Raw genomic sequence first — 23,019 nt, 5'->3', positions numbered from 1 at the left:
ATCGAAAATGCCTGTGGAGTCGAGGCGACGGGGGATCGGGTCACTGATTCTAGTTGGCTGGCTGTGAAGCAGGAAATCTTTGGGGCGACCCAAGGAATCTCCCTGCATACCCGGAACGGGTTGCTGGGAGAGGATGTCAACACACTCAGAAACGTTCGACGATTTATAGGACATGACGATCGTGGCTTTTAACTCCCTCAAAACCTGGATTAAATCTAAGCTTCCCTGGACTGATGGTATTACACGAAAACTGACCGCTAAAACTTGGCCGAACCGTTCGATCGCGTTTTTTCGGGGAAGCTATCCGATGGTGACTGAGTCGGAACTCCGGGAAAAAGGCGCCAGCGGTTCGGAAGCTGCCGTTATTTATTTAACGCAAGCTTGGGCTAAACAAGGGTATGAAGTTACCGTTTATGCCAACTGCGGCGATCGGGAGGGAATTTACAACGGCGTTCGGTATCGCAATTTTCGCCGTATGAACTGGTACGATCGCTTCGATATTCTTCTGATTGCCAGACACCCAGTTTATCTCGAGCCGCAAGCTAAAGCACGTTTGATTGGTTTTGAATGGCAAGATATCACCTATCCCGAGAAATTTTATACCCGAGAAATTCTCGAACGATTCGATAAAATTTTTTCAAAGAGTCAGTATCAACGCCGACTGTTGCCCGATCTGCCCGACGAAAAATTTACGATCGTGACGAACGGCTACGATCCCGAAATTCTCAAGTTTTCCGATCGTAAAAAACAACCCTACAAACTCGTCTATGCTTCCCGGTATTACCGAGGTTTAGAACATATGCTCGAGTATGGATGGCCGATCGTCAAACGCGAAATTCCCGAGGCCGAACTCCATCTGTTTTATGGGTTTACGAAATACGACAACCACCCCGATCGGACGGACTGGCGCGAAAAAATGAAACAACTGATGGCGCAACCGGGGGTTATCGATCGCGGTTTGGTTGGATACGATCGCCTCATGGAAGAAAAAGCCTCCGCCTCGATTCACTACTATGGCTGTACCTACGGTGAGATCGATTGTATTTCAGTACGCGAATCTTCGATCGTCGGTTGCGTTCCCGTCACAACGGATTTTGCGGTTTTTGCCGAAAAAGATTATTGCGTCAAAGTTCCCGGCGAACCGATGGCCCGGGAAACTCAAGAAGCGATCGCCTATAAAATCGTCGAACTGCTCCGAAACCCCGATCGACTCGCCGAAATTCGCGAGAAGTTCAAAGACATTGCCAAACAGGAAACTTGGGACAACATTGCAGCAGTCTGGGCGCGGGAGTTCGAGAACGCCCCACCACGATAAACGCTAGGATAACGGCGAATGATTGACAAGGGGCGATCGGCTCGCTATTCTATAGTCTCGGCGACCAAAGTTGAGAAAATTTCTCAATATTAAACCCACCGGAATGTCTGCTCACATCGACTCCTCACCCCCTTGGACGCGACGAAAACTCCTGCAATTTGGAATTTTCGGACTCGGCGCTACCGTCGCGACCACGGCGATCGCCCGTTACGCCCTCAACTCGCCCTCAGCCATCGTTCGCGTCCCTCCCCTCCCCGACGATCGCCCCGACGCCGGAAACGGTATCGATCCCATGACGTTTCTGCGATCGTTCGAGACTGGAACTCTCAAACGGGAAAACGGGCGCACCGTGCGAGAATTTCATCTCACCGCCCACACGACCCCCATCCAACTCAACCGCTTTACCCCCTTCATCACCTGGAACTATAACGGACAGGTTCCAGGCCCGACGTTACGTGTCACTGAAGGGGACTGGGTGCGCGTCGTGTTCCACAACCAAGGGGGACATTCCCACAGCGTTCATTTTCACGGTATCCATTCGGCTGAAGCCGACGGCGTGCGTCCGATTCGCAACGGCGAAACGGAAGTTTACGAATTTCAAGCCAAACCGTTCGGCGTTCACCTCTACCACTGTCACGTCGAGCCGGTGACGCGCCATCTCGGAAAGGGAATGTACGGAATGTTTATCGTCGATCCCCCCGAAGGACGACCTCCAGCGGACGAAATCGTGATAGTTATGTCCGGCTACGATCTCGACGACAACCGGGGGAACGAACTGTATGCATTTAACGGTATTCCCGACTACTATCTCGATCGCCCGATTCCCATTCAACAGGGTCAACTCGTGCGGTTGTACCTTCTCAATATGGTGGAGTTCGACCCTGCGTTAACCTTCCACATCCACGCCAACTTCTTTCAGGTGTACCGTACTGGGCGCACCCTCAAACCCAGTGAAGACACCGATGTCATTACGTTAGGAACCACCGAACGCCATATTCTCGAATTTCAATACGACTACCCCGGACGGTTCATGTTTCATCCTCACCAAGATTGGATTGCCGAACACGGCTGTATGGGAAACTTCGAGGTCGTCGAAGCGTGAGGATCGGGTTAGTCGAGCGATCGCCATTTCGCCACGACCTGTTTCCGCTTGCGTTGGCGGAGGTTAGCACGGTCGTACTTCGTCAAAATCTCGTCAATTTTGGCAATTTCGCGGGCAACTAGACAGATAATTTCCTCATGCCCTTGGGGGCGGTAGGTTTCGAGAGCTTTGCCCTCTAAAATCTCTAACGTCGCGATGCGTTTGAGTTCGTCGTCTGTATAGTCGTCTCGCGTGTGGCGAACTCCGTGGGTGAGCTGGATGACGTGCGCCATCGTCCCTTTTACGGCGATATTGTTCATATCGGCAACGGTGGCGTAGGTGTTGCGGTCTTTACCGGCAATCCGTTCGCGATCGCTTCCGCCACACAGCCGAATCGTGGCGTTGAGGTACTTGTTACTGTCGGCAGCCGTTTTCCGTAACAGATCGTGTCGAGTCGGTTTGGCAGTAGTGGGTTTGGCCATGGTCTTTCAGCCTCCACTAAGCTGTTGATTATTACATCAACATTATAGCACGTTGGAACGGGGAACGGGGAACAGTGTCCTCCTTGTCTCCCAGTAGTTACTCGTACACCAAGCGAACCCGACTGGCGGCGCGATTGGCGATGTCCCTGGCTTGCTGGGCGGTTTCGGCGGTAGCGAGGGCGACTCCCATGCGGCGGTAAGGGCGCGTGGTTTGCTTCCCAAACAAACGCACGTCTGTATTCAGTTCGGCTAAGGCTTCGTCAACGCCCTCAAAGGCGACGCGATCGGCGTTGCGATCGGCGAGAATTACCGAACTCGCGCCAGGAGACACCAGTTCGATGGTGGGAATCGGCAGCCCCAAAATCGCTCGCAGATGCAACTCGAACTCGTTGAGGTTTTGCGAAACCAACGTCACCATTCCCGTATCGTGGGGTCGGGGGGAGAGTTCCGAAAAAATGGCTTCGTCGCGGGTAATAAAGAACTCAACGCCGAAAATCCCGGCTCCTCCGAGGGCGGCGGTGACTTTTTCGGCGATCGCCTGCGCTTGAGTTAGTTGTGCGGTGGAAATTCCGGCCGGTTGCCAAGATTCCTGATAGTCGCCGCGTTCTTGACGGTGGGCGATCGGAGGACAAAAGAGCGTTTCCCCATTCCACTGACGAACTGTCAGGAGGGTAATTTCCACCTCGAACTCGACAAACTCCTCGACGATGACCTTTTGAGAGTCTCCCCGCGCCCCTTCAACGGCGTAAGTCCAGGCTCGGGACACCTCATCCGAGTGGTTGACGACGGACTGACCTTTGCCCGAGGAAGACATGACGGGTTTAACGACGTTGGGAAAGCCAATGTCTTGAGAAACCGTTTGCAACTCTTCGAGGGACGAGGCGTAAGCGTATTTTGCCGTCCGAACACCTAATTCCTCCGCTGCTAAATCCCGAATGCGATCGCGGTTCATGGTGTAGTTCGTCGCGGCGGCTGTGGGAATGACTGTAAAACCTTGGCGTTCGAGGTCGAGGAGTTTTGTGGTGCGAATCGCTTCGATTTCCGGCACGATGTAATCGGGTCGGTGCTGTTTGACGAGGCGTTCGAGAGCGTCGCCATCGAGCATGGAAATCACTTCTGAAATATCGGCCACTTGCATCGCAGGGGCGTTCTCATAGCGATCGACCGCAATAACTATATTGCCGAAGCGTTGTGCGGCGATGACGAATTCTTTGCCGAGTTCCCCAGAACCAAGGAGCATTATTGTTTTAGGTAATTTCACGAGAGTTGCAACAAAAAATTTTGAAAGTTGGCAGTTTTCTAGTATATTGGAGCTTTTATTGACACTTTCGAGAAGCGTGGGATAGCATGGGCATACCCAACACCTTATTTCCTTTGTAACTCGATGAGTTCGGTTAAATCTATAGCCAGATCCGTGGTTCCCGCACCGCTTCGACAACTGATCGGGAAAGCCCAAACGCGGTATCGTCGATCGATCAAAACCTTAAGATTTCAAGCCCAACAAATTCGATATATTGGCGACAACGTGGTGTGTCCGTGTTGTAACGGGCATTTCCGAGAGTTTCGCACGGCCGGAGTCGGACAGCGACCCAACGCGCAATGTCCCCGGTGTACGGCCATGGAACGCCATCGGTTGTTGTGGTTGTATTTGCAACAACGAACCAATTTATTTACCGATCGCCTGAAAGTCCTCCACATCGCTCCTGAAAAGATTTTCTATCATAAATTCATCGAATTAGACAATCTCGATTATCTCACTGCCGATCTCGATTCTTCGCTGGCGATGGTCAAAATGGATATTACCGATATCCAATACGACGACAACAGCTTCGATGTGGTGTTGTGCAACCACGTCCTCGAACATATCCCGAACGATCGCCAAGCGATGCGCGAGTTGTGTCGCGTCCTCAAACCGGGAGGCTGGGCGATTTTACAAGTTCCTCTCGATCTCGATCGCGACGAAACCTTTGAAGATCCCAGCGTCGAGTCTCCCGAGGAGCGAGAGCGCCTGTTCGGACAAAAAGATCACGTGCGCTGGTACGGGAAAGATTACGCCGATCGCCTACAGGAAGCGGGATTTACCGTGAAAATCGACCCCTTCGTCCGCGAACTCGACGAGGCGATCGTGAAGCGATACGCACTGCTGCCCCACCACGACGTTTACTACTGCACGAAAGCCGTGTAAGGAAAGGCTAGGGCAGCTTCGCGCCGCGATAGCGTAACTCGTGTTTGACTTCGTGGCGGCGGGCGAATTGCGGAATATCTCCCGCGTGTCCCATGACCATCACAGTATCTCCGGCGTCTAACATTTCCGATTGCGGCGGATGGGTGAAAATTTCACCGTTGGGACGACGCAAGGCGACGACGAGAAAAATGCCTTTGCCGCGAACTTCTAATTCGCCGATGGTGCGACCGCGCAATAGGGAGTTTTTGCCGATCGCCAGTTCGGTAAACTGCAAGTTAATTTGAGACAGCAAGTCGTTGAGGGTGCTTCGTCCTTCTTCTTGTTCCAAAAACTCGAAGACAGTGGGATGGGTGATGTAATTGCTCATTTGCAACGCGCCGATTTCGGCCGGGAGAACGATGCGATCGGCACCGGCTAACTGGAGTTTTTTACCGGTTGAGGGCAGTTCCCCCCGTGCGAGAATGGTGAGGTTGGGATTGAGTTCGCGAGCGGTGAGAGTGATGAAGACGTTGAGGGCGTCGTCGGAAAGGACGGTTGCCAAACATTTAGCGCGATCGATCCCCACAGATTTTAAGACTTCTTCGTCTGCTGCACTGCCCAAACGGACCAAATAGCCTAACGATTCGGCCAGTGCCATGCGATCGGGGTCGTTATCGACGATCGCGAAAGGTTTTCGAGCTTCGTGGAGCTTTTTCGCCAGAATTTCCCCCATGCGTCCGAACCCGCAGACGATCGAATGGCGTTCTAAGCGTTCGATGCCTTGAGTTTTGCGGCGAGATTCAAAAGCGCGGTTGATTTCTCCTTCTGTAACCATTTGGACGAAGCCTCCGACAATGTAAACGGCTGAAGAGGTTCCCGCCACGATAACGCCGATGGTAAAGAGTTTTTCGGCTGGGGTTTCGAGGGGGCGGACTTCTCCGTAGCCGACGCCGAAGATGGTGATAATTACCATGTACACCGCGTCGAGGAGTTCCCAACCAAACAGCACGTAGCCGAAGATGGCGATCGCGATCGTGAGCAGAAAAAAGATCGCGCCTATCAGGACGCGTTGAAACGACTCGTGCATGGCCTCTTGCCTAAAAGCGGGGGGGCGATCGATCTATCGATTGTTAACTTGACGTAGCGAAATAATCTGCCACGATTTTGACAATTCGTCGAGATGCTCGGCCGTCGCCGAAGGGGTTGGTCGCATTGGCCATGCGTTGGTAGGCCGCAGTGTCGCTCAAGAGCGTTTTGGCCTCGCCGAAAATGCGATCGCTCGTCGTTCCGATGAGTTTCGCCGTCCCTGCTTCGATGGCTTCGGGGCGTTCGGTGGTGTCCCGCAACACCAACACCGGTTTTCCCAAAGCCGGGGCTTCTTCCTGCAACCCGCCTGAATCCGTCAGCAGGAGCGTACAGCGAGCGATCGCCCCCACTAAGGCGGTGTAGTCGAGAGGTTCGGTGAGAAAGACGCGATCGCGATCGCCTAAAATGGCTTTGAGAGGTTCGCGGACGGTGGGATTGCGGTGAAGCGGAAGTAACAACGCAGCATCGGGAACCGCATCGAGAACCTTCAGAAATCCCGTGGCGATGGATTCGAGGCGATCGCCCCAATTTTCCCGGCGGTGAACCGTGGCTAGCAACACGCGATATTTAGACCAGTCCAAACCCGGAACCTCGCAACTGGGTTTTTGCTGGGCGATCGACAGCAGGGCGTCGATGACTGTATTTCCCGTGTGGTGAATTTGGCCGACGACTCCCGACTTTTGTAAGTTTTCCACCGCGCGAGTCGTGGGGGCGAAATGGAGTTGCGTCAGTTGCGAAATCAGGCGTCGGTTGGCCTCTTCAGGATAGGGATCGTAGAGGCGATCGGTTCGCAGTCCTGCCTCCACGTGACCGAGAGGGATTTGTTGGTAAAACGCTGCCAGTGCTGCGGCGAAGGCGGTGGTCGTGTCGCCTTGAACGATAACGAACTGCGGTCGAAGATCGCAAAAAATCTTTTCCAACCCTTGCAAACTGCCACAGGTAATATCTGTCAGCGTTTGTTTCGGTTTCATGATATCGAGATCGCGATCGGCGTTCAGGTCGAACAGTTGCATCACCTGCTGCACCATTTCTCGATGTTGTCCCGTCAAGATTACGTGCGTTTCAAAGCGCGAGTCGTCTTGAAACTGACGGATAACCGGAGCAAGTTTGATCGCTTCGGGGCGGGTTCCCAAGGTAATACAAACGCGAATAGGCATTATTTACAGCGTCTAGATCGTGGATAGAGAGGCCAAAAAAAGGCAACTCGACAATTTTACGAAAATTTACGGTTTACATTGTCCCCTGCGCTTCAGAGACAATAGATAAGATAGAAGCATATAAAAATTACAGCGAATCATTCGATCGCGTCCCTAAGAGTAATCGCATCTATGACACAGTCTAAGCGTCCCCCCGTTCCGCCGCCCCCGCCCGGAGGAGGTCGTCGCACGCCACCCCCTCGTCCCCCAGCCCCTCCCAAAACCGGACAGCGTCCGCCCGCACCACCACCGCCCCCGCCCGGTGCGACTCGTCCGCCCGCCGCGCCCCCTCCCCCGCCCGGTGCGACTCGTCCGCCCGCTGCGCCTCCTGCCCCCGCACCGCCCACTCAGGCAGCCATGCCGCGACGAGGTCCCGGCCCGAGTCCCGGCAACCCGACAATGCGCGAAATCGTCAAACGCGCTGAGGAAGAAGGCCACTCCGACGTTCACGTCGGCGTTGGAGAAGTGCCTCGCTACCGCGCTCGCGGCGACATCGTCCCCACAGAATGGCCCGTTACCGACCTCGACACCTTCATGAGTTGGATGCGGGAACTGATGAGCGACGAGGAAATCCGTCAGTTTCAAGAAAACCTGGATTTCGACGGGGCCGCCGATTTAGGATTCGTTCGAGTACGGATTAACGCGTTCGATACTTTAGCAGGGCCGGCGATGGTGCTGCGTTTGATCGGGGCTGAGATTTTGACCTTGGAACAGTTGCGGCTTCCCGAGGTCTTCAAAAGCATCAGCTTAGACTATCACAAAGGTTTGATTCTCGTGACCGGGCCGACGGGGTCGGGGAAATCGACCACGATGGCGGCGATGATCGACTATATCAACCGCAACCAAGCCTATCACATCATTACTATCGAAGATCCCGTCGAATTCGTTCACAAAAGTCAAAAATCCCTGATCAAACACCGAGAAGTCGGAACGCATACTCTGAAGTTCTTTAACGCTCTCAAGGCAGCGTTGCGGGAAGATCCCGATTTGATCCTCGTGGGGGAAATTCGGGATAAAGAGACGATGAATATCGCGCTCAAAGCTGCTTCGACCGGTCACTTGGTCATGGGAACGCTGCACACCAACAGCGCGGTGAAAACCATCGAACGGGTGATGGGGATGTTCCCACCTGCCGAACAACCGGCGTTTCGCGTGGCGCTGTCGGAGTCCCTCGTGGCGATTATCGCTCAAGGATTGTGTAAAACCACAGACGGAAAGCGAGCGGCGTTCCACGATATTTTGATCGCAACTGATGCCGTGAAGGAATATGTCATTCAAGGCAAACTTGAAGAAATTACTCAAGTGATGTTGCGATCGGAATTTGACGGAATGACGACGATGAACAAAGCCCTGTTCGAGCTTTATCAACAAGGACGCATTACTGAAGAAATCGCTCTCGAGAAGTCGCCAACGCCGAACGAGATGGCGCAGTTCTTGCGCGGTCGCGTTTGAGTCGAGGAGTGAGACAGCAAACGCCACTTCTCCAGTCGTTTAAAGGGTTGGCGTTGTTTACCCCTGGAGGAGATTTAGTGTATGCCATCGATACGCAGAAACGCGATCGATGGCACTTACAGCTCTGTATTGCGGTTCAGGAAATTCTCGAACTTCCCGAACCGCCTCATTTCTTGATGCCGTGTTATTGTGCGACGGTCGATCGCTATCTCGATCCGAGGACGCAAGCGGTGCGGACGATCGCCGAAGTCGCCCCAGCCGTTTGGCGATATCGAGCGGTTCTCAATGCGGTGTTCGGACTCGAGGGGGTTCGATGGGGAGTCGAGCCGATGCCGATCGAGCTGTGCAACCCGTTAGCACTGGCAGGATATCGCGAGCAGTTCCCGCAGTTGTGGACGAATCACAATGCGATCGTGCGGGTGGATGCGGCGGGTGCAAATTTCTACCCCAGAGAAGGAGAAGTGGAAGCAGAGGCTGAAGGCTATATTTTTCGGTTGTTTCTGCGTGGTGACAGTCCGACGACGGAAGATACGTTAGAGCGCTTGCATCGAACGCTCGATCGCGCCTTGGGACATCCGTACACGCTCAAACTCATCGATGTTTTAAAACATCCCCAGCAAGCGGAGAGCGATCGCGTGTCAGCGACACCGACGTTAATTCGTGTCTGGCCCGAACCGGTACGTCGCATCGTGGGAGAACTTGACGATCTCGATCGCATTTTAGGGCTGTTGGGAAATCGTTAAAAACGGGGAACGGGGGTTTCAGTCACCAGTCGCCAGTCGCCAGTCGCCAGTGAAGACAGTTAACAGATAACAGTTTCTCCCTTGCTCCCCCTCTCCCCCTCTTCCCCTCTCCCCCTCTTCCCCTCTCCCCCTCTCCTCACCTTATCTGGCGTAGGGTCGATCCCGTGTATCCCGTTCCTAGCCAGAGAACGGCGCGAACGCCGTCGCGAAGGGATTTTTCGATCGGTTCTGGGTGGGAATTCGAGGGAATGGGAACGGTGCGAAAACTGATATCGCGACTTCCGAGAACGATTTCGCCGATGGTGTAGGCGCGGCGCATATGGTAGTCCGAGGTGATTAGGTAAATCGAATTAATGTTGCGAGCTTTTAACTCGTCGACGAGGGTGGTGAAGTTGGTGACGGTATCGACGGCGCGATAGTCGAGATGCAACCGTTGGAGGTCGATTCCCGCTTCGGTAAAGACCCATTCTGCATATTCGGGATTGCTACCGCCAGAGACCCACACTTGGAGGTTGGGGTGAGATCGGGCGAATTCGGCTGCGAAGACTTCTCGTTCGGGTGCGCCTCCGAGGACGAGGATAGCTTGGGGGAGACGTACGTAACGGTAGTACGTCCGCAGTCCCCACCAACCGACACCCGCCAGCAGCAGCGACGCGATCGCACCGAAAAATGCTCGAGAGAGCTGTCTTTTGACTGTAGAGGAACCGACGCGGCGTCGCTCTTGTCGAATCCTGGGGGTGTTCCTAACCGTTTTGCGATCGCGATGGCAGTCTATCTGCATAAATTGAATGGCTCGTGCTGAGAGGCGATCGCCCTCATCGATCGCGAACAAGTGGGGGATGTCTTTAGCATACGATGCGATCGAACCTCTCTCACCATCGTTTTGATAGCTAGCGTTCCGACAGGGGCGTATAGGCGCGATCGCGCTGACCCGAGTAAATCTGGGTCGGTCGGAAAATGCGGTTTTCTTCGAGTTGTTCTTTCCAGTGAGCCAGCCAACCGGCGACTCGGGCGATCGCAAAAATGGGCGTGAACAGATCGGTAGGAATGCCCAACTTGCGATACACCAACCCCGAATAAAAATCGACGTTGGCGTAAATGCCTTTTGACCCCAAGCGATCTTCGACGATGCGCTCTAATTCCAAAGCGATTTCGTAGTAGCGATCGCCGCCGAACTTGGCGAACAGCTTTTCGGCTAAGTCTTGCAAAATCGTCGCACGGGGGTCTTTCACCTTGTACACTCGGTGACCGAAGCCCATGATTTTCTTTTTGTTCTTCACGCAGTCGTCTACGTAAGCCTCGGCATTTTCCGGCGAACCGATCTGTTCGAGCATTTCGATAACTTCTTCGTTCGCCCCACCATGTAGCGGTCCGCCGAGAGTTCCCACCGCCGAAGCGATGACGGCGTAAGGATCGGTGAGCGTCGATGCCGTTACCATGGCCGAGAACGTCGAAGCGTTCATCGAGTGTTCGGCGTGCAGCGTCAAACACACGTCGAAGACATGGGCGGCAAGTTCGTCCGGTTCCCGCTCGTTGAGCATATACAGGAAGTTCGCCGCGTAGTCGAGATCGTCGCAAGGTTGAACCGGATCGTTTCCTTTTCGCATCAGTTGGAACGCCGCCACCATCGTCGGAATTTTCGCCAACAGCCGCACGACCGCGTTGCGAATATACGTGGGATCGTCGAGCGCCCGTCGTGAGTAAAACAGACCCAACGCCGCTGCGGAGGCTTGCAGGGCGTCCATCGGATGGCCGCTTTCGGGAAAACATTTCATCATGTCCCGAATGCGGTACTTAATCCGTCGGTGATATCGAATGTCGTGTTCGAAGGCACGCAACTCGCTTTGACTGGGTAATTCTCCCCAAATAAGCAGGTAAGACGTTTCTAAGAAGCTGCTTTGTTCAGCAAGTTTTTCGATGCGAATACCGCGATATTCGAGCAGTCCTTGTTTCCCATCAATAAAACTGATGCTGGACTTCGCGGCTGGAATGCCTTCTAAACCGGGTCTGTACAGCTCGACCGACATGGCTCTCCCACTGACTGAATAGAAACGATACTCAGGCTAACTTACCAGAAACTCGGGCAGTGTGTGTTGTTTTACAGAAAATTTCTAGAAACCCAACCTTTTAGGATACTCGATCTCGAAAGAGATGGAGAGGGTTCGTACAGTCGCCAGTCGCCAGTTCAGAGATGGAGAGGGTTTTTACAATGGCTAGTTGCCAGTTCAGAGATGGGAAGATGATGAGGCTCAGTGATGCAGAAAACTTTTCGAGATCGGGGATTGACAAAACACATAAAATCTGCATTAGAACTCAAGCCAAATCCCCGGCATCTTGGAGATGCCGGGGATCTCCGGCAGCCATTTACCGATCTGGGATTTTGCGGCAAACCCTTTAATACAGCGATATCTTTTCTAACAAAGGTTTCAGGACTTTTCTGCACCACTAAGGGTAATGAGGTGATGAGATGAGGAGAAACGATTTCCTGTGAACTGTTCTCGTTGCTTGCTGTCAATGTTGGGCGAGATTTTTTTTCGATCGCTGGGGAGGTGTACGAGCTGGAGGTTTGTCGCTAGGTACATTGTTGTAAGTTGGCTCTTCGTAGATAGGCTCTTCGTATGTCGGCTCGGGTTCTTCGTAGATAGGCTCTTCGTATGTCGGTTCGGGTTCGGGAATCGTGGACTCGACGGGATCGGGGGGTGGGGGAAGTGGCGGAGGTGCGACATCTCGAGACCCTTCGTCGGCGATGTTGGCGCGGATGTTAAACTCTTCGAAATCGGTTTGGTAGGTGGCGTCTCGGGCGGTTTCTAGGGCAGCGCGATCGGCGGCTTCGTTACCACTCGATTGGATGACTTCGTATTCGTATTCGCCGCGATCGTTGCGACGGGCGCGAATGACTGCATCTCGCTCGATCGCCTCGGAATCGTTATCTTCGTAGCGTCCTCGACATCCACTGACGCAGGTTGTGCCAGAACCGTCGTCTCCGTCGTCGCTGGGAGCCGGTGGCGGTGGGGTGCGATCGCCCTCGGGTTCGGGGTTGGAGGGGGCTGGTTCTCTTGGGTCTTCCTCGACTTCATCGGTGGATTCTCGATCGCCTTCGCTTGCACCACCGCCACTGTCAGAATCGCCACTGTCAGAATCGCCACTGTCAGAATCGCCACTGTCAGAATCGCCACTGTCAGAACCGTCTGACGAGGGAGAGCTTGCGGGCGGGTTTTCGTCCTCTGAGGTGGGGCGAGTGTCGTCTTCGATCGCGAGACCGGGTTTTGAGCTGTCGTCTGAGGTACTGTCAGCGGCGGACGATGTTGGAGTCGTCGAGTTGGCTTCTGGTGTAGAGGGAGAGCTTGAGGGCGATCGCGCGTCGGTGGAGTCGGTCGCTCTCGTCTGGGATCGCGCGAGGGAAGTTCCGCCAGAGGATTCGACGGGTGGGTTTTGTGTCGGGCGATCGGAAGGGGCGTCGGTGGGGGCGTCGAGCGTCGGGGAAGCGGTGCGATCGAGAACGATAATCTCGACGGGGTCGTTGCGATCGATCTCCGATCGCGATCGCATCCACCAGAGCGAAAGTACTGTCAACACGATGCCGTGAAAGAGTAACGATCCGCTCAAACCGTACAGCAAATTTTTTTTGTGGAGCTTGCGTTTTTTTGAGTAAAAATCCTGAGTGACTTCGCTCATACTTTCAAATTGTTTTGAGTGGCTTGATTTTTTGAATATCGATTGAAAAACAAGTCGATCTAAATCGTCAGCCTGGCTTTCTTTGCCGAACGAAGGGGGTAAACCTGTAATCCAACTGGTGTAGAAACAACACTCGCTTCGACACCAAACACTAATTTAATGTTGTCTGGCGTCAGAACTTCGCTCGAACTTCCCACTTCGACAAGTCGGCCGTCTTTAACGAGGGCGATGCGATGGCTGTAGCGAGCGGCTAAGTTAATATCGTGAAGGACTGTCACGACGGACAAGCCCTGTTTTCGGTTCAGAGAGTCGAGCAAATCTAACAGTTCGAGTTGATAACAAATATCGAGGAAGGTCGTCGGTTCGTCGAGCAACAAAATTTGAGGATTTTGTGCCAACGCCAAAGCGAGAAACGCCCGCTGTCGTTCCCCTCCCGACAAGGCGGAGACGGAGCGATCGGCGAAGGGAGCAATTTGGGTATACCGCATCGCCAGTTCGACCCAATAGCGATCGTCTTGGCTGAGATCCCAATGCCACCAGGGTTGGTGGGGCGATCGGCCCGCACTCACGAGCTGACGCACCGTCATTTCCTCGGGAAGTTCGGCTTGTTGTTGGGGTAAAAACGCGATCTGCTGTGCGATTTGTCGCGGTGTTAACTGCTCGATCGCCTTTCCGTCGAGCAAGATCGCGCCCCGTTCGGGTTCGAGAAGACGGCTCAACAACCGCAGGAGCGTCGATTTTCCCGAGCCGTTCGCTCCCAAAATCGCGAGCCATTCTCCCGGCGTGACGGTCAGCGAGATATCTCGGACAACTGGATGGTTAGAATATCCTCCAGTGAGCTGTCGGGTCGCAATTGACATTACAAAAATCCCGATCGAGAAAGTGAGAAGACCTTTGAGTTTACCGTTAGGAAAACCACTCGGTCTATCGTAATCGGTTTTGAGATAAGTCTATTGTGAAAGGTGCGGTCGGAACCTGTCAATTGCATTAGATTTTGTTAGCTTGAGTTTGAAAGAGCGTCAAACTTCGAGACTTGGCAGGAGAAACGTCGAAATTTAAATTTGTAACGAATTGTAAATTAATTCGGATATTGCCGAACGGCGTTCTCGAGAGAACCCTTTTCGTGGTACAGTATAGCGAGTCGGTTCTGGTAGGGGTCAGCTACCAGAGGTAACGGGGAAAGTTCGGTGAAAATCCGGCGCTGTCCCGCAACTGTAAGGAGATGCAAGTCTCTAAGTCAGGATGCCCGCCGCCTACAACGTAGCTTTGACAAGCATCTGCGAGGTACAGATGGAAGTGAATTCGAGTCTTTTTAGGTTTTTAATGCTTCGCTGGGAGTCCCAGCATTCGCGAACTCTTGAAACTGCCAAGTGTCGGTCGTTTCGGATGGCAACGCCTCGAAAAAATTGCTAAGTCGCACTGGTCGGTTTAACGTCTAAAGATATCGTTGGCAGTGCCTCCTTATCGGGCAAAAGATTGTGTCTGAGAGAGCGAGCGATCGCTATTTTATAGGCGGCTCGACTCTATTTTGTTTGAATTGTTGTAACCCAAATTAACGATCGATCGTCCGATCGATCGCTCGTTTTTGTTAATAAAAAAAATGTCGAAACCTATCCGTTCGATCTCTCCAATTTCTCTTCATTTTCTGAGTGCGAGTACTGCGATCGGAGCCATGTTCGCCTTCAGTCAGCTTGCAGTACTCGCGTTGGAAAAATCTGTCGAGTCGCCGAAGCAAGGTTCAGTATCGTCAGAGATAGCATCGGAATCTTCGAGATCGAAACTCAAAGTGCGATCGCAGGATCTCGACTCCGAGGGAGTGGAAACCCAACGGATGGAGATCGATCGCGATCCGTCAAACCTGACGTTACATCTGGCTCAAACCCCGGAATCCGAGATGGAACCCGAGACAGAATCCGAGACGGAACCCGAGACGGAAGAAACCGACGCCGAAGAAGAGATTCCCGAAGTCGAAATCTACATCGATCGCATTCTCACGCAACCGGTGTTTGCACCGTTTCGCCTCGAAGGAACCCTGCAAGATTCCTCTCGTCCGGTGTACGTGGTTCCCCGCGAACAAATCGAAATCCAGAACGCCGTCACCGTACAGGAAGCCTTGCGTTTCGTTCCTGGCGTTCTCAGCGACGGAACTTCTGGCGGACAGTTGGGAGCGACGAGTTCCCAGTTCGTCCGAGGCGGCGATGCTTCCCAAACTTTAATCCTCCTCAACGGACGCCCTCTCAACGATTTAGGATTTGGCGATTTCGACTTATCCGCGTTCACCACCGATTTCGTGGAGCGTTTGGAAGTCGTTCCCGGCGGAAGTTCGACGCTGTACGGTTCCGGTGGCGTGGGGGGAACCATCAACATCGTCAGTCAAGAGCCGACAGAGGAGCCTCAATTTACTGTCGGCGGCGGGTTTGGGAGTTTCGGCTACAACCAGCAAAGCGTTCGCAGCAGCGGAACCGTTGGTGATTTCGGTTGGGTTGTCGGCTACAACCGAACCTATTCCGAAAATGATTTTCCCTTCGAACTCGAATCGATCGCCTTCGACGGAACCCGCGACAACGCGGAAGTTAACTATAACAACGTCGATGTCAAACTGACCGCCGACATTGGCGATCGCAACCGTTTGACCTTTACCGGATTGTATCTCTCCCGCGATTTAGGAATTCCTGGCGGCGTTCCCACCGACGCCGGAAGCCTCGGACAGTTCAACAGTCTGACCCCAGACGCTCAGCAGTACACGGAAAACTGGCTGTTCGATTTACTGTGGGAATCGGAACTCAACGGTGACGGCGACTCCTTACTCACCGCTCGCGTCTATACCGACGTTCTCGACTATACCTTCCGCAATCCCAACACCACCCGCGACGAGATCGATCGCACCTCCTTCGGCTTCCAACTTCAGCATAGCTGGCAGCTCGCCGACGCTCACAACTTAACTTACGGCGCAGATTTTCGCACGACTAACTCTGAAAATAACACCTTTAGTTTCTTCACGGGGGAAAGTCGAGAAAACTACGACGACAACATCGACCAAGGTGCGCTTTTTGCCCGGTACGAAGTCGATATTACCCCCGCTTTCACCGCTCACGTCGGCGTTCGTCAGGACTTCAACAGCCTCGAGAACGGTTCCTTTACGTCTCCCAGTGCGGGGTTGCTGTGGCGAGTGACAGATTCGACCCGTCTGCGAGCAAACTACGCCAGAAGTTTTAACGCACCTTTAATTTCAGAACTTGAAGGTTTAGCCTCCTTCAACGTAGAAGGAAACCCGGACTTACGACCGGAACGGGGTAACAGTTTCGATATCGGACTCGACCAAGAAATTGGAGATTTCGGACTGTTTCGGTTGACGTTTTTCCTCAACCATATTTCCGAATTGGTGGCATTTGAATTCGGTTCGCCGACGAGTACCTTTACCAACATTGGTGAAGTAGAAACCATCGGTCTCGAAGCGGATTTAAATATCAAGCTCGCCGAAAACTTCTTTGCGTTCGCTAATTTGACCTTGAACGATACGCGAATCCTCGAAGACCAAAACGAACGTATTGAAGGCAACGATTTGAGTTTTCGCGATGGCGACAGTTTCAATTTAGGCGTCGCTTACGCTCGTCCCAACGGGTTTTACACCGGTGTTTTCCTCCATCATATCAGCGAGGTATTTGTGGATAACGCCAATACAGAAACCTTGAGCGGTTATACCACCGTCGATTTGAAAGCTCAAATTCCGTTTGGCGAGAACGTACAACTCAACGCCAGTTTGAACAATTTGTTTGACGAGCAGTACGAAGCCTTTCCAGGGTTTCCGGGGTTGAGTCGGAACTTTCAAGCGAATTTGAGAGTGACGTTTTAGGATTTGGCAGGGTGCGCGTAGGGTGCGTCAGGGGGAAAACCGATAACTGTTCGGATTACACCGTTAAAGCTGACGCACCTTTGAGGAGGTTCGTGAAAGAGGTTTGATGTTGGGTTTCGCTTTCGCTCCACACAACTTACCCAAAATCTACTAAAGCTTACGCACTTTTGAGGGTGTGTTTTATCTAGAAGATCCCCGGAATCTTGGAGATTTCGGGGATCTAGAGTGCAGCTCTTAAATGGGGACTCGAACAGCAGTTATAGTAATGTTGGGTTTCGCTTTCGCTCCACACAACCTACAAAACATCTACAAGAAATTGACGATTAATCTGCCCAACGTCTTAATAAATTGGCGACGCTTTTGGACAGTAAGTCGAATTCTGTGGTTTTTCCCTCTTTAGCAAAGATCGATCGCCTCACCGTTTCGAGATCGAAGAGAATTTCTCGCTGGCTGGGATCGCGAATCAAGCTCTGTACCCAACCCACGGCGACAAAACGGGTTCCTCGGATGACGGGATCGACCCGATGTAACGTCGAAGAGGGATAAACGATCGCCGATCCCGCGTCGAGTTTATAAGACTTTTCATCGTCTGCACTTTCGATCGCAAGTTCGCCACCGTCGTAGTCCGAAGGCGAGTTGAGAAACACGGTAAACGAAACATCCGATCGCCAAAACTCAGCCCCCATCAACGCATTATCGGCGTGTCTCCCGTAAGACATTCCCTCGTCATAGCGACTGAAAAGGATCGAGTGGATTTTGCGGGGACGAACGGCGGTTTGAAACAGCGGATTGCAATCGAACGCTCCCTGTACCAACTTCCGCAGCGTCGTCGTAGTGGCGGTTTTACCCTTCAACTGTTGGTTGTGTTTCACTTGCTTGGCGTACCAGCCAGCGGTGAGTTTACCGTCAACGAATTCCGCTTGCTGGAGGATTTCGCCGATGCGGTGTAACTCTTCGGGAGACAGAAAGTTAGGAATCGTAAAAATCACGATCGCAGCCTTGGAAAATTGAGACTTCTGACGGTGGAAATTGCACAGACAACATTATCCTAGGGGCGAATGGGTTCGCCCCCAAACGGAAATCAACTGTTCAATTCCACTTCCGACACCAAACCGAACACCTCCGAGGGCGTTTTAACCGGAGATTCCGGCGGAATTGCCGACGGCCAGGCGGTTTTCAGTTCCTCGAACGTGGCGGCGATGGCCTCGCGATCGCTGGTGTCGATTTGGTCGGCGACCTGTTGGAACAGCATATCGGCATAGTAGACGAAGCCTCTCGAATCCTGATATTCGATCGCCTCGACAATTTGACCGTCTACGATCGCTGCTTCGTATTCTTCCGCCGCCGTTCTCAGCAAGTTGTTAATCACCTCGAGAACGAATTCTGGCGACTGACGCTGTTCTTCGGGTAAGGCGGCGATCGCATCGTCGATGGTTTGCATAGTCTCGTCTAACGCCTGGGTGGTTTCCGCATCTTCGGGAACGGATTTAACGAGATCGGTCAGTTCGTCGAGCTGGGGTTTAAAATCAGAGACGTTATATTCAGGCAAGCGATCGGCGACATCGGCATACAGTTCCGCCACCGGATGCTCGATGTGGGGTTCGGCTTGTTCGTATTCCCCCGCTTCCATCAACTCTTCAGCCACCATTAGGTGGCCTTTCATCAAGCCGAGAGCGGTCATATAATCTACATCGGGATTGCCTGAAGAGGCTCCTTCACCACCTTCGCCACCTTCACCACCTTCGCCACCTTCACCGCCTTCACCGCCTTCACCGCCTTCATCCGTGGGAGTGTCCGAGGCGGTTACGCCTCGATCGTCTTCATCAGTGGTTTCTTCTGTGGTTGGCGTACTGGCTTCACCGCCTTCGCCGCCGTCCGTGGGGGTAGGACTGCAAGCGGCGATCGACGTGGCAACACCCAAGGCTAGAAACAGTTCGACGGGTTTCAATGACTTTTTCATTGTTGAGATAAATTCTTATCTAGACTGCAAAAAGAACAGCCCTCAGACTAACGCTACTAGGACTTATTGTCAATTACAACATCGATGTCCGCTTCAGGAGGGGAAGTCGCGTGACGTGAGAGAGATGAGCCGAGCCTAGCAATATAGAGTTGTTACCGTAATTTAAAAAGCAGACCTGCCTAGACAGAGCGAGATCGGCTAGAAAAGCAGAAAATTTAATTCCAAGCAGTCAAACAGCAAAAACAAACGTTTTATTGAATATTCCAGCGTTTGAGACACAGATACCATATCAGTTCTTGAGGGTGCATCTCACTTTTGTTATCGAAACCCAACCTATCCTCCCCGCGAGATCGGGGAGGTGCCGAAGAACGTTCGGCGAGTTCAGTCGAGCCGTCGAGTCGCTGAACGCTCACCGTCGAAGCCTCAGTCGAGGTGCGGAGGGGTCATTCTACAAACTTGAGATTACCCGTTCTTGACGACCTCAGAACCACAAGTTAACCTATGGAGAAATATAGAAAAATACCGTCGAATATTTTGGCACGATGAATAAGACAAAATCGATCTCAAAAATCTTGCAAAAACCCAGATTTTTTTATCGACTGGCTCTAGAAGTTGGCTATGTAAATTTTGTATATCGCTATTTATTTCGAGGGTTTTATAAAATTACAAATACTAGCCAAAAAATGAAGCTTTTTAATGATGTAGAAATAACACTGCCTTCGGATAGTCGATTCGGTACAGAGCTTTTTCTAAAAAGAAATCAGCTCGATTGGGGTAGTGAGGATTTATTACTTCGTTTTTTAGACTCTGATAAAAGCTTTATTGATATCGGAGCTAATATCGGATATTATAGCTTACTTGCAGCCCCTATTTCTAATACAGTTTACGCATTTGAACCCGATCCAAGAGTTGCTAAGCATCTAGAAAAAAATCTTTCTCAGTTTCAAAACTGTTATGTAATTAGAGAGGCACTCTATTCTAAGCTGGGGACAATGAAACTCAACTTGCATTCGTCTTCTGAGCTGAGTTCTCTGGTCAGAAAAAATCTTCAAGATAACCAAACAGTAGTTGTTAAGCTGAACACTCTAGATAATTTAATGTTAGAATACCCTTCTCTAAAAGTTTCAGGTATTAAAACAGATGCTGAGGGGGCAGATCTTGATATTTTATTAGGTGGCAAGAATCTTCTCATGCGCGATCGACCTTTGGTATTATCAGAAGCATATCCAGATTCAAGGCTGCTCAGGTTTATCGAATCGATCGGGTTTTCCTGTTTTTGTTTTGCCAAGCCTAAAGATAAATTTCATCTTCCCGCAAAATTTATAAAGATTGAGAAGCAACCTGTCAATTACCGTATCAAAATGATTTTCTTAGTTCCTTCTCGACTCTTGCCAGAATTTGAAAAATTGGCATACGATCTAAAACAGTAACTTCAGAACTACCATAAAAAACGGGAAAGCCCATCGACTTTCCCGAAAAGAGGAGTTATCCGGTTTTGAGAGAAGAGACTTAACGATTCAAGCAGGCGGCCAAATCTTCATCCGGCGTCGTAATCTTCTGCAAATGGTAGGTTTGCGACAACAACTCGAACACCTTGGGCGAGATAAACGCCGGAAGCGTCGGACCGAGGCGGATGTTTTGAATGCCCAAATACAGCAGCGTCAGGAGAATCGAAACCGCTTTCTGTTCGTACCAGGACAACACCATCGACAGGGGTAACTGATTCACATCCGTATCGAACGCGTTCGCCAACGCCAGGGCGATTTGAATGGCGGAGTAGGCGTCGTTACACTGCCCCACGTCCATCAGCCGGGGGATTCCGCCGATATCGCCCAAGTCTTTATCGAAGAAGCGGAACTTCCCGCAAGCCAGGGTCAACACCACGCAGTCGTCGGGAACGCGTTCGACGAACTCTGTATAATATCCCCGTTCGGTTTTGGCTCCGTCGCAACCGCCTACGAGGAAGAAATGGCGGATTTTGCCTTGTTTGACCGCTTCGACGACAGTATCGGCAACGCTGAGAACCGCGTTTCGGGCGAATCCGGTGGTGACGGTTTTAACTTCGGCAGCTTTTTCAGTAAAGCCAGCCATCGCTTCAGCGATATGGATGACCTGGCTCAAATCCTGCCGTTGTAGGTGTTTGAGGTCGGGATAGCCCACCGCCCCCAAAGTAAACACGCGATCGCGATAACTGGATTTCGGCGGCATCAAGCAGTTCGTCGTCATGACGATAGGGCCGGGAAACTCGTTAAATTCGCGAGTTTGGTTTTGCCACGCCGTCCCGTAATGACCGTACAGATGGGGATATTTCTGTTTGAGTTTCGGGTAGCCGTGGGCGGGTAACAGTTCGCCGTGGGTGTAAACGTCGATGCCTTTTCCGGCGGTTTGTTGCAGCAAGGCTTCGACATCGGCTAAGTCGTGACCCGAAATCAGAATCGCTTTTCCGGGGCGAGGTGTGATGGGAACCTGCGTCGGAACGGGATGTCCGTAGGTTTCGGTGTTGGCGGCGTCGAGGATTTCCATGGCCACCAGGTTGATTTCCCCGAGTTTTAAGGCAATCTGTACCCAATCGTTGAGGTTGAGGTCGCGGCGTCCGAGGGCAGCTAGGGCATCGTAAAAGAAATCGTACACGCGATCGTCGTGGTAGCCCAGTTCGGCGGCGTGGTGAGCGTAGGCGGCGATGCCTTTCAAGCCGTAGAGAACGGTGAGTTTCAGGGAGAAGACATCGACATCGCCAGTTCCTTGGCTGATGAAGTTGTATTCGGCGTCTTTGCCCTGTTGGACGAGTTTTTCAAGGCTGTCGGCGGGTTGGAAAATCGCCACGTCCGACCATTCTAAGTCTGCTGGAAGTAAGGTTTTGAGGGAGTCGCGGAGTTCGACGGTTTCTCGGACGTACTCGATAAAGCGATCTTCGTCGAAGTTGACGTTGGTGAGGGTGGCGAAAAGGGCTTCGCAGGCGAAATGCCCGGCTTTGGCTTGTCGAACGCCGTGGCGATATGCGGTGACGGCGACTTCGGCTAATCCCCGCAGGGCATGGGTGAGGAGGTCTTGCAGGGCGTCTACGTCGGGGCTTTTTCCGCAAGCTCCCCAGATAAAGCAACCTTCGCCTCGGGTGGTTTGTTCGCATTGGGTACAGAACACGGTTTTTGTCTCCTCTCGTTCGGTCTATGCTTACTCTACGAAGTGGAGACCTGGGGCGTCTTTGACTTAAATCAAGAGACTGAATTTTCTTAGAAACCCGAGTTCTGTGAAGTGTGAAGAAACAGTTCGCGATCTACAAGGTTTGCAGTTTGCTGCCAAGAAGGGCGATCGCCTTTTCTAAAACTTTATTACTATTTCGATCTTATCGAATTCAGAATAAAATGCTATCGTTTGAGTATTTTTTATGCGCGATCGCTATTTTTACGTCTAAGCTGCGATCTATCGATCTTCTTCAATCCCGTTCGATGGTTATGCATTTATGCTTATCGATACCGCTACCATGTCTCTCGTCGTCAGCGTGTCGTCTTTACTTCATGCTCTTGTTTTAATTTTTCTTGGATCGATCGTCTATCGATATCGTGGACTTCAGATTTATACGGTCGGCACAATTTTATCGGCTGCTACTTTCTTGTTTTTTTTGATTCGATGGTTTCATCCAAATCTTCTTGTTTTGCGTTTTTTAGGAAATGTATTTTTGACAACATCTCGCATTTTTTACTTTTTTGGGATTTCTCGATTTATAAATCGCAATGAATTTCGATTTTTATGGGGAGTGTTAATTGGGCTAGAAATTGTATCTCAATTTTATTTTACTTACATCAGCAACAACTTTTTAGCCAGGAATATCAGCGTGATATTAGTAGTCGGCTTCGTACAAATATTGACTTGCATCGCCGATTCAAAAATGAAATGCAACACCGGTGGGTTTACGAATAAAGGCTCATCGGCTATACTTCGATCTTTCATGAATAATTACCTAATTGAAGATCGAACCAATGAGCCATCACCATCTTACCCCATCTGAGCGTGT

General features: G+C 51.8%; 18 protein-coding genes, 1 pseudogene and 1 riboswitch. Of the genes and pseudogenes, 8 read left to right on the top strand and 11 right to left on the bottom strand.

Annotated elements, in window-relative coordinates; genetic code table 11:
• The 3 genes and pseudogenes from POG22_RS03085 to POG22_RS03075 form a co-directional block, all read left to right on the top strand.
• Positions 1–192 (top strand): annotated as a pseudogene (locus tag POG22_RS03085) (RNA-guided endonuclease TnpB family protein); the annotation flags it as partial.
• Positions 173–1,315, top strand: coding sequence for a glycosyltransferase family protein (locus POG22_RS03080; protein WP_498903557.1), 1,143 nt, complete (start codon positions 173–175; stop codon positions 1,313–1,315). The pseudogene POG22_RS03085 and the gene POG22_RS03080, both read left to right, overlap by 20 nt.
• Positions 1,316–1,418: 103 nt before the next feature.
• Entirely contained in the window at positions 1,419–2,417 is a 999-nt protein-coding gene (locus POG22_RS03075) for a multicopper oxidase domain-containing protein (protein WP_498903555.1), read from the top strand.
• An 8-nt stretch (positions 2,418–2,425) separates the two neighbouring features.
• On the opposite strand, the gene POG22_RS03070 is transcribed toward POG22_RS03075, so the two are convergent.
• Both POG22_RS03070 and purT read right to left on the bottom strand, forming a co-directional pair.
• Entirely contained in the window at positions 2,426–2,878 is a 453-nt protein-coding gene (locus POG22_RS03070; RefSeq protein WP_498903554.1) for a hypothetical protein, read from the bottom strand.
• A 97-nt stretch (positions 2,879–2,975) separates the two neighbouring features.
• Entirely contained in the window at positions 2,976–4,139 is a 1,164-nt protein-coding gene (gene purT, locus POG22_RS03065) for a formate-dependent phosphoribosylglycinamide formyltransferase (protein ID WP_498903553.1), read from the bottom strand.
• Positions 4,140–4,262: 123 nt separating this feature from the next.
• Between purT and POG22_RS03060 the strand changes: the two genes are divergently transcribed.
• Positions 4,263–5,063: a class I SAM-dependent methyltransferase gene (locus POG22_RS03060; RefSeq protein WP_498903552.1), complete on the top strand. Its 801-nt coding sequence runs from the start codon at positions 4,263–4,265 to the stop codon at positions 5,061–5,063.
• A gap of 7 nt (positions 5,064–5,070) precedes the next feature.
• Here POG22_RS03060 and POG22_RS03055 read toward each other — a convergent pair whose 3' ends face one another.
• Together POG22_RS03055 and wecB are read right to left on the bottom strand one after the other, a co-directional pair.
• The gene (locus POG22_RS03055; RefSeq protein ID WP_498903551.1) at positions 5,071–6,129 is read right to left on the bottom strand and encodes a potassium channel family protein; all 1,059 of its coding nucleotides are present in this window, start codon (positions 6,127–6,129) and stop codon (positions 5,071–5,073) included.
• Positions 6,130–6,172: 43 nt separating this feature from the next.
• The gene (gene wecB / locus POG22_RS03050) at positions 6,173–7,285 is read right to left on the bottom strand and encodes a non-hydrolyzing UDP-N-acetylglucosamine 2-epimerase (RefSeq protein WP_498903550.1); all 1,113 of its coding nucleotides are present in this window, start codon (positions 7,283–7,285) and stop codon (positions 6,173–6,175) included.
• A gap of 171 nt (positions 7,286–7,456) precedes the next feature.
• On the opposite strand from wecB, the gene POG22_RS03045 reads away from it, so the two are divergent.
• Both POG22_RS03045 and POG22_RS03040 read left to right on the top strand, forming a co-directional pair.
• The gene (locus tag POG22_RS03045) at positions 7,457–8,776 is read left to right on the top strand and encodes a type IV pilus twitching motility protein PilT (protein WP_498903547.1); all 1,320 of its coding nucleotides are present in this window, start codon (positions 7,457–7,459) and stop codon (positions 8,774–8,776) included.
• Positions 8,773–9,519, top strand: coding sequence for a circadian clock KaiB family protein (locus POG22_RS03040; RefSeq protein WP_082901771.1), 747 nt, complete (start codon positions 8,773–8,775; stop codon positions 9,517–9,519). The genes POG22_RS03045 and POG22_RS03040 overlap by 4 nt, the downstream gene beginning before the upstream one ends.
• Before the next feature lie 136 nt (positions 9,520–9,655).
• On the opposite strand, the gene POG22_RS03035 is transcribed toward POG22_RS03040, so the two are convergent.
• The 4 genes from POG22_RS03035 to POG22_RS03020 form a co-directional block, all read right to left on the bottom strand.
• On the bottom strand, positions 9,656–10,351 hold the full coding sequence (locus POG22_RS03035; protein WP_017658720.1) for a YdcF family protein: 696 nt from the start codon (positions 10,349–10,351) through the stop codon (positions 9,656–9,658).
• A gap of 58 nt (positions 10,352–10,409) precedes the next feature.
• Positions 10,410–11,546 (bottom strand): citrate synthase, encoded by a 1,137-nt coding sequence (locus POG22_RS03030; RefSeq protein WP_017658719.1) that lies wholly within the window; start codon positions 11,544–11,546, stop codon positions 10,410–10,412.
• Positions 11,547–12,030: 484 nt separating this feature from the next.
• Positions 12,031–13,194, bottom strand: coding sequence for a hypothetical protein (locus POG22_RS03025; RefSeq protein ID WP_498903544.1), 1,164 nt, complete (start codon positions 13,192–13,194; stop codon positions 12,031–12,033).
• Between the two features lie 59 nt (positions 13,195–13,253).
• Complete coding sequence (locus tag POG22_RS03020) at positions 13,254–14,054, bottom strand: ABC transporter ATP-binding protein (RefSeq protein ID WP_063718367.1); 801 nt, start codon at positions 14,052–14,054, stop codon at positions 13,254–13,256.
• 265 nt (positions 14,055–14,319) lie between these two features.
• A riboswitch (cobalamin riboswitch) is annotated at positions 14,320–14,462 on the top strand.
• 404 nt (positions 14,463–14,866) lie between these two features.
• On the opposite strand from POG22_RS03020, the gene POG22_RS03015 reads away from it, so the two are divergent.
• The gene (locus tag POG22_RS03015) at positions 14,867–17,047 is read left to right on the top strand and encodes a TonB-dependent receptor (RefSeq protein ID WP_498903543.1); all 2,181 of its coding nucleotides are present in this window, start codon (positions 14,867–14,869) and stop codon (positions 17,045–17,047) included.
• Positions 17,048–17,370: 323 nt separating this feature from the next.
• Here POG22_RS03015 and POG22_RS03010 read toward each other — a convergent pair whose 3' ends face one another.
• Both POG22_RS03010 and POG22_RS03005 read right to left on the bottom strand, forming a co-directional pair.
• The gene (locus tag POG22_RS03010) at positions 17,371–18,036 is read right to left on the bottom strand and encodes a Fe2+-dependent dioxygenase (RefSeq protein ID WP_063718366.1); all 666 of its coding nucleotides are present in this window, start codon (positions 18,034–18,036) and stop codon (positions 17,371–17,373) included.
• A 92-nt stretch (positions 18,037–18,128) separates the two neighbouring features.
• Positions 18,129–19,007: a 4-helix bundle domain-containing protein gene (locus tag POG22_RS03005; RefSeq protein ID WP_063718365.1), complete on the bottom strand. Its 879-nt coding sequence runs from the start codon at positions 19,005–19,007 to the stop codon at positions 18,129–18,131.
• A gap of 542 nt (positions 19,008–19,549) precedes the next feature.
• Between POG22_RS03005 and POG22_RS03000 the strand changes: the two genes are divergently transcribed.
• Positions 19,550–20,437 (top strand): FkbM family methyltransferase, encoded by an 888-nt coding sequence (locus tag POG22_RS03000; RefSeq protein WP_498903542.1) that lies wholly within the window; start codon positions 19,550–19,552, stop codon positions 20,435–20,437.
• Between the two features lie 79 nt (positions 20,438–20,516).
• On the opposite strand, the gene hcp is transcribed toward POG22_RS03000, so the two are convergent.
• Positions 20,517–22,148 carry a hydroxylamine reductase gene (gene hcp, locus POG22_RS02995; protein WP_498903541.1) on the bottom strand — a complete coding sequence of 544 codons (1,632 nt, stop codon included), beginning with the start codon at positions 22,146–22,148 and terminating at the stop codon, positions 20,517–20,519.
• Between the last annotated feature and the right edge of the window lie 871 nt (positions 22,149–23,019).

The organism is Geitlerinema sp. CS-897 (assembly GCF_028368005.1).
Classification (GTDB): domain Bacteria; phylum Cyanobacteriota; class Cyanobacteriia; order Cyanobacteriales; family Geitlerinemataceae; genus Baaleninema; species Baaleninema simplex.
The sequence above is the reverse complement of the archived record's forward strand: the minus strand, read 5'-3'. Positions and strand labels throughout refer to the sequence as shown.

What these genes read in the sequence shown, in the direction of transcription:
- POG22_RS03080 (WP_498903557.1), top strand. Translation starts at nt 173, where the DNA reads ATGACGATCGTGGCTTTTAACTCCCTCAAAACCTGGATTAAATCTAAG.
- POG22_RS03075 (WP_498903555.1), top strand. Translation starts at nt 1,419, where the DNA reads ATGTCTGCTCACATCGACTCCTCACCCCCTTGGACGCGACGAAAACTC.
- POG22_RS03070 (WP_498903554.1), bottom strand. Translation starts at nt 2,878, where the DNA reads ATGGCCAAACCCACTACTGCCAAACCGACTCGACACGATCTGTTACGG.
- POG22_RS03060 (WP_498903552.1), top strand. Translation starts at nt 4,263, where the DNA reads ATGAGTTCGGTTAAATCTATAGCCAGATCCGTGGTTCCCGCACCGCTT.
- POG22_RS03055 (WP_498903551.1), bottom strand. Translation starts at nt 6,129, where the DNA reads ATGCACGAGTCGTTTCAACGCGTCCTGATAGGCGCGATCTTTTTTCTG.
- wecB (WP_498903550.1), bottom strand. Translation starts at nt 7,285, where the DNA reads ATGCCTATTCGCGTTTGTATTACCTTGGGAACCCGCCCCGAAGCGATC.
- POG22_RS03045 (WP_498903547.1), top strand. Translation starts at nt 7,457, where the DNA reads ATGACACAGTCTAAGCGTCCCCCCGTTCCGCCGCCCCCGCCCGGAGGA.
- POG22_RS03030 (WP_017658719.1), bottom strand. Translation starts at nt 11,546, where the DNA reads ATGTCGGTCGAGCTGTACAGACCCGGTTTAGAAGGCATTCCAGCCGCG.
- POG22_RS03025 (WP_498903544.1), bottom strand. Translation starts at nt 13,194, where the DNA reads ATGAGCGAAGTCACTCAGGATTTTTACTCAAAAAAACGCAAGCTCCAC.
- POG22_RS03020 (WP_063718367.1), bottom strand. Translation starts at nt 14,054, where the DNA reads ATGTCAATTGCGACCCGACAGCTCACTGGAGGATATTCTAACCATCCA.
- POG22_RS03015 (WP_498903543.1), top strand. Translation starts at nt 14,867, where the DNA reads ATGTTCGCCTTCAGTCAGCTTGCAGTACTCGCGTTGGAAAAATCTGTC.
- POG22_RS03005 (WP_063718365.1), bottom strand. Translation starts at nt 19,007, where the DNA reads ATGAAAAAGTCATTGAAACCCGTCGAACTGTTTCTAGCCTTGGGTGTT.
- POG22_RS03000 (WP_498903542.1), top strand. Translation starts at nt 19,550, where the DNA reads ATGAATAAGACAAAATCGATCTCAAAAATCTTGCAAAAACCCAGATTT.